We start from the raw sequence: 12,001 nt of genomic DNA, 5'->3' as shown, positions 1-12,001 counted from the left end.
CGCCGCCGGTCGATCGCGGGATGCGACTTTCGGCTACCGGTTCTGGACAGTCGGCCGATGGGCCAGTGCCCCTCGTTCGGGCAGGCTGGGGCCATGATCACGGTCGAACACCTCACGAAGACCTACGGCGGCTTCCGCGCCGTGGACGACGTCTCGTTCACGTGCCGCCCCGGGGCCGTCACCGGCTTCCTTGGACCGAACGGCGCCGGCAAGACCACCACGATGCGCGTGATGGCGGGTCTCACCCCGGCCACGAGCGGCACGGCCCTCGTTGGCGGCGTGCAGTTCCGCGACATCCCGAACCCGGGCACCCAGGTGGGCGTCCTGCTCGACGCGTCGGCGCAGCACGCCGGCCGCACCGGCCGCGAGGTGCTCACGCTCACCGCGATGACGATGGGCCTCCCGTCGTCGCGCGTCGACGAGATGCTCGACCTCGTCAGCCTGAGCCAGTCAGAGGCCAAGCGCCGGGTGCGCAACTACTCGCTCGGCATGCGCCAGCGCCTCGGCATCGCCGCCGCGCTCATCGGCGACCCGAAGATCCTGATCCTGGACGAGCCGGCCAACGGCCTCGACCCGGCGGGCATCCACTGGATGCGCAGCCTGCTCCGCGAGTACGCCAACCGCGGCGGCACCGTCCTGCTCTCGTCGCACCTGCTGCACGAGATCGAGGTCATCGCCGACGAGATCATCGTCATCGGGCAGGGCAGGATCGTGGCCCAGGGCACCAAGGCCGAGCTGTTGCAGTCCGCCGGCACGTTCGTGAAGGCCGGCGACGTGTCCGCCCTCGCGAACGCCCTCGCCACCGCGGGCATCACCGCCTCGCCGTCCGGCGAGGGATTCTCCACCGACGCACCCGCCGAGGAGGTCGGCAAGGCCGCCGCAGTCGCGGGGGTCGCCCTCGTCGAGCTGCGCCCCGCCGACGGCGCCGGCCTCGAGGAGATGTTCCTCGAGCTCACGGCCGACACCCAGCGCGAGAACACCGGCACCGAAGGAGCCCAGGCATGAGCGCCACCACCGCGACCCTCGACCTGTCCGCACCCACCGTCCCGCTCTCGCGGATCGTCAAGGTCGAGCTGCGCAAGATGTTCGACACCCGTTCCGGGTTCTGGCTGATGACGAGCATCGCGATCGCCGCCCTCCTGGCCACGATCGGCGTCATCCTGTTCCTGCCTGACGACAACTTCGGCTTCGGCGCCTTCGGCACCGCCATCGGCGTCCCCATGGCCGTCCTGCTGCCGATCATCGCGATCCTCGCGGTCACCGGGGAGTGGAGCCAGCGCACGGGCCTGGTCACGTTCACGCTGCTGCCGCACCGCACGCAGGTGATCACGGCCAAGGTGATCGCCGCCGTCTCGGTCGGCATCGCCGGCATGCTCGTGGCGTTCGCGATCGGCGCCGTCGGCAACGTCGTCGGATCGTCGATCGCCGGCGTCGACATCCGCTGGGACACGTCGCTGGGCGACCTGCTGAAGATCATCCTCGCCAACGTCCTGGGCCTGCTCGTGGGCTTCATGCTCGGCGTCCTGATCCGGAACTCCGCCGGAGCGATCGTCGGCTACTTCGTCTACTCGCTCGTGCTGCCGGGCATCTTCGGCTTCCTGGCGGCCACCCAGGACTGGTTCGAGAAGATCCAGCCCTGGATCGACTTCAACTTCGCCCAGACCCCGCTGTTCGAGGACGCGGGACCGTCCGGCGAGCAGTGGGCCCAGATCGGCGTGTCAGGGGTCATCTGGTTGATCATCCCGATGGCCATCGGCATCTGGGCCGTGCTGAGGTCGGAGGTGAAGTAAAGACCTGCCGGTGCGCAGGGTGCCTTGGGGGGACGCCCGACACCGGGTAGGAGAGAATGGCGGCATGCGCAAGCGTGCCGCCATTCTCGGCTCCACCGGGTCCATCGGGACCCAGGCGCTGGACGTGGTGGCGGCCAATCCCGACCGCTTCGAGGTCGTCGCTCTCGCCACCGGCGGGAGCGATCCCGCCCTGCTCGCACGACAGGCACTCGAGCACGACGTCGAGGTCGTCGCGGTGGCCAAGGCGAGCGCGGCCCAGGACGTCCAGCTGGCCCTGTACGCGGAGGCGCAGAAGCGCGGCTGGTCCGAGGGCGACCACCGGCTGCCTCGCCTGGTGGCGGGTCCGGACGCCGCGGTCGAGGCCGCACGGGCGCCGTGCGACGTCGTCCTCAACGGCATGACCGGCGCAGTGGGGCTCGAGCCCACGCTCGCCGCCCTGGACACCGGCGCCACCCTCGCGCTGGCCAACAAGGAGTCGCTGATCATCGGCGGTGAGCTCGTCACCGGTGCCGCGAAGCCCGGTCAGCTCGTCCCGGTGGACTCCGAGCACTCCGCCCTTGCCCAGGCGCTGCGCGGCGAGAGCATCGACGACGTCCGCCGCCTGCTGGTCACGGCCAGCGGTGGACCGTTCCGCGGCCGCACCCGCGAGGAGCTCGCCGACGTCACGCCGGAGCAGGCGATGGCGCACCCCACGTGGGACATGGGGCCGGTGATCACCATCAACTCGGCCACGCTGGTGAACAAGGGACTCGAGGTCATCGAGGCGCACCTGCTGTTCGACATCCCCTTCGACCGCATCGACGTCGTCGTGCACCCGTCGTCGGTCGTCCACTCGATGGTCGAGTTCGTCGACGGCTCCACCATGGTGCAGGCGTCCCCGCCGGACATGCGGCTGCCGATCGCGCTCGGCCTGGCCTGGCCGGAGCGCGTCCCCGGCGCCGCCCAGGCGTGCGACTGGACCCAGCCCGCCACCTGGGAGTTCTTCCCGCTCGACGACTCCGCGTTCCCGGCCGTTCGGCTGGCCCGGCAGGCCGGGGAGTTCGGCCGCACGGCCCCCGCGGTGTTCAACGCCGCCAACGAAGTGTGCGTCGACGCGTTCGTGGCCGGGGATTTGGACTTCCTTGGCATCGTGGACACGGTGGGAGCCGTGCTGGAGGAGCACACGTCGGATCCCGACGTCGCCCACGCCGAGCTGACGCTCGCCGGCGTGCTCGGGGCCGATGCCCGAGCGCGTGAGCGGGCCCGAGACCTGGTGGAATCCCGGCAGGGGTCCCGGGCCCTGGGCGGGAGAGGACCGAGATGAACGCTGCGATCTACGCCCTGGGCGTGGTCCTGTTCGTCATCGGGGTCGCCGTCTCCATCGCGCTGCACGAGGTCGGGCACATGTACCCGGCCAAGAAGTTCGGCGTGAAGGTCACCCAGTACTTCGTCGGGTTCGGCAACACCATCTGGTCCGTCAAGCGGGGCGAGACCGAGTACGGGATCAAGTCCATCCCGCTCGGCGGCTACGTGAAGCTCGTCGGCATGCTCCCGCCGGAGAAGGCCGGAGACCCGCACGAGGTCCGCGCCACCAACACCGGCCTGTTCACGCAGCTCGTCGCGGACGCCCGCCACGCCGAGTACGAGCACGTCGGCGACGAGGACATGGACCGGCTGTTCTACCGCAAGCCGTGGTGGCAGAAGCTCATCGTCATGGCCGGCGGCCCCATGGTGAACGTGGCCATCGCAGTCGTGCTGTTCACGATCGTGATCGTCGGCTTCGGGGTGCTCAAGCCCACCACCACCGTCCAGGGCGTCTCCGACTGCGCCATCAGCGACGCCGAGGCTGGTCGGGCGTGCACCGCGGACGACCCGCAGACCCCGGCCAGCAAGATCGGCCTCCAGCGCGGTGACGAGTTCGTCTCGTTCAACGGCACCGAGATCACCTCCTGGGACCAGCTCACCCGGCTGATCCGCGCGAACGGCGACCGCGAGGCCGACATCGTCGTCGACCGCGACGGCCGCAGGGTCGAGTCCCGGGTCGCGACGTCGGTCATCGCCCGCGCGTCGCTCGACGACCCGCAGCGGACCGAGAAGGTCGGCTTCCTCGGCGTCGAGCCGGAGCAGCGGTACCAGCGTGAGGGTCCGGGCACGGTCGTGGACGTCATGGGAGACCAGATCTCCGCCACGGCGTCCGCAATCTGGCACCTGCCCAACCGGATGGTCGAGGTCACGAAGGCCGCGTTCGGTGCCGACCGCCCGGCCGACGGCCCGATCAGCGTCGTCGGCGCCAGCCGCGTGGCCGGCGAGCTCGTCACCGTCGACGAGCCCACGTGGGGGGAGCGGGCCTCCCGGCTGCTCACCCTGCTCGCGTCGCTGAACCTGTTCCTGGCGCTGTTCAACTTCATCCCGCTGCTGCCGCTCGACGGCGGCCACATCGCCGGCGCCCTGTGGGAGGCGCTGCGTCGCGGCTGGGCCAAGGTGCGTGGAGCGCCCGACCCCGGCTACGTCGACGTCGCCCGCATGCTGCCCGTCGCCTACGGCGTGGGGGCGGTGCTCATCGTCATGAGCGTCGTCCTGATCTACGCCGACATCGTCAACCCAGTGAGGCTTTCATGATTTCACCCCACAAAACCGCTTGCCTGGTCTCAGCAAAGATGCCGGTCGAGGCTCGCGCTCGCGCTTTCGCGGGGGCCCCGAAATGACGGATCTCGGACTTCCCGCCATGCCGCCGCCGGTGCTCGCACCGCGCCGCAAGAGCCGCAAGATCAAGGTCGGCACCGTCGACGTCGGCGGCGACGCCCCCGTCTCGGTGCAGTCGATGACCACCACGCTCACCAGCGACGTGAACAGCACGCTGCAGCAGATCGCCGAGCTCACCGCGGCGGGCTGCGACATCGTCCGCGTCGCCTGCCCGAGCCAGGACGACGCCGACGCCCTGCCGGAGATCGCCCAGCACTCGCAGATCCCGGTCATCGCCGACATCCACTTCCAGCCCAAGTACGTCTTCGCGGCCATCGACGCCGGCTGCGCCGCCGTGCGCGTCAATCCGGGCAACATCCGCAAGTTCGACGACCAGGTCGGCGCCATCGCCAAGGCGGCGGCCGACGCGGGCGTCTCGCTGCGCATCGGCGTGAACGCCGGCTCGCTCGACAAGCGACTGCTGGAGAAGTACGGCAAGGCCACGCCGGAGGCGCTCGTCGAGTCGGCCGTCTGGGAGGCGTCGCTGTTCGAGGAGCACGACTTCCACGACTTCAAGATCTCGGTGAAGCACAACGACCCGGTCGTGATGGTGCAGGCGTACGAGATGCTCGCCGAGCGCGGCGACTGGCCGCTGCACCTCGGCGTCACCGAGGCCGGCCCGGCGTTCCAGGGCACGATCAAGAGCTCGGTGGCATTCGGCCACCTGCTCGCCAAGGGCATCGGCGACACCATCCGCGTGTCCCTGTCCGCTCCGCCGGTCGAGGAGGTCAAGGTCGGCCTGCAGATCCTGCAGTCGCTGAACCTGCGTGAGCGCAAGCTCGAGATCGTCTCCTGCCCGTCGTGCGGCCGCGCCCAGGTCGACGTCTACACGCTGGCCGAGGAGGTCACCGCCGGGCTCGACGGACTCGAGGTGCCGCTGCGCGTCGCCGTCATGGGCTGCGTCGTGAACGGTCCGGGCGAGGCGCGCGAGGCCGACCTCGGCGTGGCGTCGGGCAACGGCAAGGGCCAGATCTTCGTGAAGGGGGAGGTCATCAAGACCGTGCCGGAGAGCAAGATCGTCGAGACCCTGATCGCGGAGGCCATGCGCATCGCCGAGGGCATGGAGACCACCGAGGGAGCATCCGCAGAAGTGAGCGTCAGCTGAGCGCCTGGCCGCAGGGCGCGCCTCCCCATCCCCGCGGCGCGAGCCCGCCCCCGCATCCCGACCGGCGGCGTTCTCGTCGGTCGACGCACAACCCCGGTGCGCCTCCCTCCTCTGCCTTGCCGGATCGGGCGCGGATGTCGTGCTCGCTTTCACGCGGATGGGGAGACACGCCCTACTCTGTCCTCAATACCGGCAGGAGGTGACCGTGCTCGGCACCACGCACGTCCGCGCTCTCGGGTCCGCCGACCTGCCCGCCCTCCGGGAGCTGCTCGACCGCGACCCTCTGGTCAACGTCTTCGTGCGGCACCGGGTCGACGTCACCGGCCTCGAGGAGCGCGTGATGGGCGGCTGCGTCTGGGGCTACTTCGAGCACGACGAGCTGGTGTCCGCCTGCCACGCGGGCGCGAACGTCGTGCCGGTGCAGGCGACCCGGGCGGCCATCGACGCGTTCGCCGAGCAGCTGCTCCGCACCGGCGTGCGGCCCACGTCCGTCGTCGGCCCCCGCGAGACGGCCACCGCCCTCTGGAAGCGCCTCGAGGGGCGCTGGGGTCCGGCCCGCTCGGCCCGCGCCTGCCAGCCGTTCCTCACGATGGACCGCGACCCGACCGTGCCCACCGACCCGAGGGTCCGCCGAGTCACCATCGGCGAGTTCGACGTGCTCTACCCGGCCTGCGTGGACATGTTCACCGAGGAGGTGGGCGTCCATCCGGAGACGTCGGGCGCCGCGGGGTACCGCGCGCGGGTCGCGCAGCTCATCACGCTCGGCTGGGCGTTCGCGATCATCGAGGACGGCGAGGTGCTGTTCAAGACCGAGGTCGGCGCAGCCACCGCGCACGCCACCCAGCTGCAGGGCGTGTGGGTGCGCCCGGACCTGCGGGGGCAGGGCCTGGCCGTCCCGGCGCTCGCCGCCGTGGTGCGCGAGGTCCGCGCCAGCATCGCGCCGGTGACCACGCTGTACGTCAACGACCACAACGTCGCGGCCCGGCGGACGTACGCGACGGTCGGTTTCGAGGAGGCCGGCACGTTCTCGTCGTTCCTGTTGTGACGGATAGGGTTTCGGGCATGCGCATGTCCCGGCTCTTCCTGCGAACCCTGCGAGACGATCCCGCGGACGCCGAGGTGCCGAGCCACCGGCTGCTCGTGCGCGCCGGCTACGTGCGCCGCGTCGCCCCCGGCATCTACTCGTGGCTGCCGCTCGGGCTGAAGGTCCTGGGCAAGGTCGAGCAGATCGTCCGCGAGGAGATGGACGCGATCGGCTCGCAGGAGGTGCGGTTCCCCGCCCTGCTGCCGCGCGAGCCCTACGACGCCAGCGGCCGCTGGACCGACTACGGACCCAACATCTTCCGGCTCAAGGACCGCAAGGAGAACGACTACCTCCTCGGCCCCACGCACGAGGAGATGTTCACGCTGCTCGTGAAGGACCTGTGCTCGTCGTACAAGGACCTGCCGCTGCACCTGTACCAGATCCAGACGAAGTACCGGGACGAGGCGCGGCCCCGCGCCGGCATCCTGCGCGGCCGCGAGTTCGTGATGAAGGACTCGTACTCCTTCGACGTCGACGACGCCGGGCTCGAGAAGTCCTACCAGGCGTACCGCGAGGCCTACATCCGCATCTTCGACCGGCTGGGCTTCGAGTACGTCATCGTCCAGGCCACGTCGGGCGCCATGGGCGGATCGGCGAGCGAGGAGTTCCTCGCCGTCGCGGAGACCGGTGAGGACACGTTCGTCCGCTCGCCCGGTGGCTACGCCGCGAACGTCGAGGCCGTCAGCACCGTCGCGCCCGATCCGGTGCCCTTCGACGACGCGCCCGCCGCGCACGCCGAGAAGACACCGGACACCCCCACGATCGACACGCTCGTCGACCACCTGAACGAGCAGTTCCCCCGGGACGACCGCCCGTGGACGGCCGCCGACACGCTCAAGAACGTCCTCGTGATCCTGGAGCACCCGGACGGCACGCGGGAGCCACTCGCCATCGGCGTCCCGGGCGACCGCGAGGTCGACGCCAAGCGGCTCGAGGCGCAGGTCTCGCCCGCCGAGGTGCACGCGTTCGAGGAGAAGGACTTCGCCGCCCACCCGGCCCTGGTGAAGGGCTACATCGGGCCGGCGGTCCTGGGCACGGAGTCCGACTCCGGCATCCGTTACCTGCTGGACCCCAGGGTCGTCGAGGGCACGCGCTGGGTCACCGGGGCGAACGTCGAGGGCTCGCACGTGATCGACCTCGTCGCCGGCCGCGACTTCACCGCCGACGGCACGATCGAGGCCGCCGAGGTGCGCGCCGGTGATCCTGCGCCGGACGGCTCGGGACCGCTGGAGCTCGCCCGCGGCATCGAGATGGGCCACATCTTCCAGCTCGGCCGCAAGTACGCCGAGGCGCTCGGCCTCCAGGTGCTCGACGAGAACGGCAAGCTCGTCACGGTCACGATGGGCTCGTACGGCGTCGGCGTCTCCCGCGCCGTCGCGGCCGTCGTGGAGAACACGTACGACGAGCTGGGCATCGTCTGGCCGCGCGAGCTCGCGCCGTACGACGTCCACCTCGTCGCCACCGGCAAGGACGAGGCCGTCTTCACCGCGGCCGACCAGCTGTACGACGAGCTCGTCGCGTCCGGCGTCGAGGTGCTCTACGACGACCGGCCCAAGGTGTCCCCGGGTGTGAAGTTCAAGGACGCCGAGCTGCTGGGCATGCCCACGATCGTCGTGGTGGGCAAGGGGCTCGCGGACGGCGTGGTCGAGGTCAAGGACCGGGCCACGGGGGAGCGCTCCGACGTCCCGGTCGCCCAGGTGGCCGAGCACGTGCGCGGCATCTGCCGCTAGCCGGCGCCCGGAGGGGGTGCCGGGCCGTTGGGCGGGAGATTCAGCGCAAGCCGGGGAAGGCTTGGGGGTCCGCGTCCCAGTCGATCGCGGCCAGAGCGGCGGCGCGCAGACCGGCGACGGCCCGCGTGCGCCCAGCGCGTCCCGCGAGGCCGACGACCGTCACGCACGCCGCGCAGATCCGGTGCTCCAGGTCGGCAGCCGCCGCCCGAGCCTGCCTGACGTTGCTGACGAGCTCGTCGCCGTAGGTGAGCTGGGGCCCGACCGGCGTGGCTCCGGCGGCGTGCAGCGTGGTGAGCAGGTGGTCGCGCTCGGTGCGGTGCGCGTCGTACGAGGCCCGGGCCGCTCCGGCCAGGTCGCGGACACGGGCGCCGACCTGTCCGTAGAGCCACACCGCCTCGTGCTCCAGCGCCAGCCAGGTCTGAAGGGCCTGCTGCTCCTCGGGCTTCACGCGGCGAGCCTGAGCGTCCGGGCGAGCTGGGCCAACCCGCCGGCCATCGAGGCCAGCAGCCGTGCGACCTCCGGCGACTCCGCGGTGACGGCGTCCTGCTCGCGGGCGCGGGCCGATCGCGCCGCGAGCCGCGCGACTGCGGTGAGAGCCGTGCCCCGATCGCCTTCCGGCGCGGCGACGTCGGTGTTCGCGGTGCTGCCGCCGACAGCGTCGAGCTGGTCGTTCGCCAGCGTGATCAGCGGCTTGACCTGGGCCGATGCGTCACGGTGTTGTTCAGCCACCGCGCTGAGGGTCGCGACGATCACCGCCTGGTCGCGCGCGGCGCGGGAGACCCGCTCCATGTCACCCGGGTCCGGCTCGGGGTGCGGCTGGGCGCCGAGAGCGCGGAGGACGTCGTCGAGCGTGCTGGTGGCCCGGCCGATCGCCGCCGCGCCTCCCGCGGCCGCCACGACGATCCCGGCGGTCAGCAGCGTCCGGCGGCTCATCACACCGGGAAGGCTACGACAGCCGTTCGCTACGCTGGTCCGGACACTGCACCCCGACCGCGACACAGTGCCGACAACAGAAGAGGAGGGCCGACCATGACGAACCCGGTGGACGGCCCGCTCGAGCAGCTCGTCGAGCAGTGTGTCTCCGAGCTCGGGCTCGACCTCGAGGCGCTGGACCTCTCGAAGGCCGGTGCTCGTCGCGTGCTCCGCGTGGCCGTCGACGCCGACGACGGCGTGTCGATCGACACCATCGCCGAGACGTCCCGCGAGCTCTCCCGTGCCCTCGACGCCACCGACGTCATGGGCTCGCAGCCGTACACGCTCGAGGTCACGTCGCGGGGCCTCGACCGGCCCCTCACGCTGCCGCGGCACTGGCGGCGCAACGTCGGCCGGCTGGCGAAGATCACGCTGAACGACGACTCGAGGCTGACCGGCCGCATCGCCGCGGCCCACGACGACTCCGTCGAGGTCACCGTCGACGGCACGAGCCGTCAGATCCCGCTCGCCGACGTCGCCACCGCGCGCATCGAGGCCGAGCTCAAACCGCCCACGACCAAGGACGCCTGACATGGACATCGACATCAAGGCCCTCCGCGAGCTGGAGCACGAGAAGGACATCTCCTTCGACGTCGTGGTGGAGGCCATCGAGACGGCCCTGCTGTCCGCGTACCACAAGACGCCGGGCGCCCTGGCCCAGGCGAGGGTCGAGCTGGACAAGAAGACCGGCCACGTCACGGTGTGGGCGCGGGAGCGTCTCGCGGACGAGGAGTCCGAGCCCGGCGCGGAGGAGGACGACGAGCCGCCCGCACCGCGCTACGGTGAGGAGTTCGACCACACGCCGGCCGACTTCGGCCGCTTCGCCGCCGCCATCGCGCGCCAGCTCATCATGCAGCGCCTGCGCGACGCCGAGGACGAGCAGAAGTACGGCGAGTTCTCCGGGAAGGTGGGTGACATCGTCTCCGGCGTCATCCAGCAGGGGAGTCGGCCCGGCGACGTCATGCTCGACCTCGGGAAGGTCGAGGCCCTGCTGCCGGCGGCCGAGCGCGTCGCCGAGGAGAAGTACGCGCACGGCGAGCGCCTCAAGGCCTACGTGTACGAGGTGGAGAAGGGGATGCGCGGCCCGCGGGTCAAGGTCTCGCGCACGCACCCCAACCTGGTGAAGCTGCTGTTCGCGCTCGAGGCTCCGGAGATCGCCGACGGGTCCGTCGAGATCGCCGCCATCGCCCGCGAGGCCGGTCATCGCAGCAAGATCGCGGTGCGCGCCACCGTGCCGGGCGTCAACGCCAAGGGCGCGTGCATCGGCCCGATGGGCCAGCGGGTCCGCAACGTCATGCACGAGCTGCACGGCGAGAAGATCGACATCGTCGACTTCAGCGAGGACCCGGCCGAGTTCATCGCGCACGCGCTGTCGCCCTCACAGGTCAAGGGCGTCACGCTCGTCGACCCCAACGCTCGGGCCGCCCGTGTGATCGTCCCGGACTTCCAGCTGTCGCTCGCCATCGGCAAGGAGGGGCAGAACGCCCGGCTCGCCGCGAAGCTCACCGGATGGCGGATCGACATCCGGCCGGACACCGAACCGGTGGACGATCCGGCTTCGCCGACGGGGTAGACTCGATGGCGGTGCTTCGCACGTGCATCGGCTGCCGATCACGTGCGGACAAGACCACTCTGGTGCGGCTCGTGGCCACCGGGGGACCCAGTGCCTGGGTCGTCACCCCCGATGAACGCGGATCGCTGCCGGGACGAGGTGCTCACCTGCATCCCGATCCCCGGTGCCTGGAGCAGGCGCGACGTCGCCGGGCCTTCGGCCGGGCCCTCCGTGTGGAGGGGCCGCTCGACACAGGGCCGCTCGACGCCCTCGCCGAGACCTGGAACAGTCCGGAGTGATCAGCACAGACAGACCAGCAGGACCACACCCGGGACGACAGTCCCACGACCGGAATCGGAGCACCCGCTCATGAGCACTCGATGAGTACGTCCCCATGAGCCCGTTCGTCAACTAGTGGTCTGATCCTTCTTCAGGGTCGGACCCCCCTGAAGGAGAAGAGTGGCAGTCAGAGTCCACGAGCTCGCCAAAGAGTTCGGAGTTCAGAGCAAGGTCATCCTCGCCACCCTGCAAGACATGGGTGAGTACGTGAAGTCGGCCTCGTCCACCGTCGAGGCGCCCGTCGTCCGACGCCTCAACGAGGAGCACGGCGACGCGCTGCGCAAGCAGGGCGAGAAGAAGACCGCCAAGAAGGCGCCGGCCAAGAAGGCCGCCGCCGCACCGGCGGAGCCCGTCGAGGAGGCCCCGCAGCCCGAGCCCGTCGCCGAGGCCCCCGAGCCCGTCGTCGAGGCACCGGCCCCCGCGGCCGAGGCGGAGGCTCCCGCCGAGCCCGAGGCCCCCGCGGCCGAGGAGGCCCCGGCACCCAAGCCTGCGCCGGGCCCGCGTCCCGGCCCCCGTCCGGGCGGCGCCCGTCCGGGCAACAACCCGTTCTCGTCGCGGCAGGGCATGCAGCAGGACCGCCCGCCGCGTCCGCCGGCTGCCCGTGAGGGCGGCGCCCCGGCACCCGGACGCCCGGGCATGCCGCGGCCCAACCCGGCGATGATGCCCAAGCAGTCCGGCCTGGCCGGTCGTCCCGCCGCCCGTCAGGGC

General features: G+C 71.2%; 13 protein-coding genes. 11 read left to right on the top strand and 2 right to left on the bottom strand.

Annotation, left to right across the window (positions count from 1 at the left end; all coding sequences use genetic code 11):
- Nucleotides 1-93: 93 nt before the first annotated feature.
- From FHP06_RS06695 to FHP06_RS06665, 7 genes are all read left to right on the top strand, one after another.
- Nucleotides 94-1,005, top strand: a complete 912-nt coding sequence (locus FHP06_RS06695) for an ABC transporter ATP-binding protein (RefSeq protein ID WP_147685128.1) — start codon at nucleotides 94-96, stop codon at nucleotides 1,003-1,005.
- On the top strand, nucleotides 1,002-1,790 hold the full coding sequence (locus FHP06_RS06690) for an ABC transporter permease (RefSeq protein ID WP_147685125.1): 789 nt from the start codon (nucleotides 1,002-1,004) through the stop codon (nucleotides 1,788-1,790). Before FHP06_RS06695 ends, FHP06_RS06690 begins: the two co-directional genes overlap by 4 nt.
- 64 nt (nucleotides 1,791-1,854) lie before the next feature.
- On the top strand, nucleotides 1,855-3,093 hold the full coding sequence (gene dxr, locus FHP06_RS06685; RefSeq protein ID WP_147685122.1) for a 1-deoxy-D-xylulose-5-phosphate reductoisomerase: 1,239 nt from the start codon (nucleotides 1,855-1,857) through the stop codon (nucleotides 3,091-3,093).
- A complete protein-coding gene (locus FHP06_RS06680; RefSeq protein ID WP_147685119.1) occupies nucleotides 3,090-4,388 on the top strand; it encodes a M50 family metallopeptidase in 1,299 nt (432 codons plus the stop codon). Before dxr ends, FHP06_RS06680 begins: the two co-directional genes overlap by 4 nt.
- A gap of 82 nt (nucleotides 4,389-4,470) precedes the next feature.
- On the top strand, nucleotides 4,471-5,616 hold the full coding sequence (gene ispG / locus FHP06_RS06675; protein ID WP_147685117.1) for a flavodoxin-dependent (E)-4-hydroxy-3-methylbut-2-enyl-diphosphate synthase: 1,146 nt from the start codon (nucleotides 4,471-4,473) through the stop codon (nucleotides 5,614-5,616).
- A 205-nt stretch (nucleotides 5,617-5,821) separates the two neighbouring features.
- Entirely contained in the window at nucleotides 5,822-6,661 is an 840-nt protein-coding gene (locus FHP06_RS06670) for a GNAT family N-acetyltransferase (RefSeq protein WP_222706396.1), read from the top strand.
- 23 nt (nucleotides 6,662-6,684) lie between these two features.
- A complete protein-coding gene (locus FHP06_RS06665) occupies nucleotides 6,685-8,430 on the top strand; it encodes a proline--tRNA ligase (protein WP_187271857.1) in 1,746 nt (581 codons plus the stop codon).
- A gap of 40 nt (nucleotides 8,431-8,470) precedes the next feature.
- Here the strand turns inward: FHP06_RS06665 and FHP06_RS15945 are convergent, their stop codons facing one another.
- Both FHP06_RS15945 and FHP06_RS15940 read right to left on the bottom strand, forming a co-directional pair.
- On the bottom strand, nucleotides 8,471-8,878 hold the full coding sequence (locus tag FHP06_RS15945) for a DUF4439 domain-containing protein (protein WP_187271824.1): 408 nt from the start codon (nucleotides 8,876-8,878) through the stop codon (nucleotides 8,471-8,473).
- A complete protein-coding gene (locus FHP06_RS15940; RefSeq protein WP_187271823.1) occupies nucleotides 8,875-9,363 on the bottom strand; it encodes a hypothetical protein in 489 nt (162 codons plus the stop codon). The genes FHP06_RS15945 and FHP06_RS15940 overlap by 4 nt, the downstream gene beginning before the upstream one ends.
- 96 nt (nucleotides 9,364-9,459) lie before the next feature.
- Between FHP06_RS15940 and rimP the strand changes: the two genes are divergently transcribed.
- The 4 genes from rimP to FHP06_RS06640 all read left to right on the top strand — a co-directional run.
- Complete coding sequence (rimP, locus tag FHP06_RS06655; protein ID WP_147685107.1) at nucleotides 9,460-9,933, top strand: ribosome maturation factor RimP; 474 nt, start codon at nucleotides 9,460-9,462, stop codon at nucleotides 9,931-9,933.
- A 1-nt stretch (nucleotide 9,934) separates the two neighbouring features.
- Nucleotides 9,935-10,975 (top strand): transcription termination factor NusA, encoded by a 1,041-nt coding sequence (gene nusA / locus FHP06_RS06650; RefSeq protein WP_147685104.1) that lies wholly within the window; start codon nucleotides 9,935-9,937, stop codon nucleotides 10,973-10,975.
- Nucleotides 10,912-11,253: a YlxR family protein gene (locus tag FHP06_RS06645; protein ID WP_330999611.1), complete on the top strand. Its 342-nt coding sequence runs from the start codon at nucleotides 10,912-10,914 to the stop codon at nucleotides 11,251-11,253. The genes nusA and FHP06_RS06645 overlap by 64 nt, the downstream gene beginning before the upstream one ends.
- Before the next feature lie 160 nt (nucleotides 11,254-11,413).
- On the top strand, nucleotides 11,414-12,001 hold a 588-nt coding region (locus FHP06_RS06640), incomplete at its 3' end, for a translation initiation factor IF-2 N-terminal domain-containing protein (RefSeq protein WP_187271822.1).

This window comes from Aeromicrobium terrae, from assembly GCF_008039565.1.
GTDB lineage: Bacteria > Actinomycetota > Actinomycetes > Propionibacteriales > Nocardioidaceae > Aeromicrobium > Aeromicrobium terrae.
The sequence above is the reverse complement of the archived record's forward strand: the minus strand, read 5'-3'. Positions and strand labels throughout refer to the sequence as shown.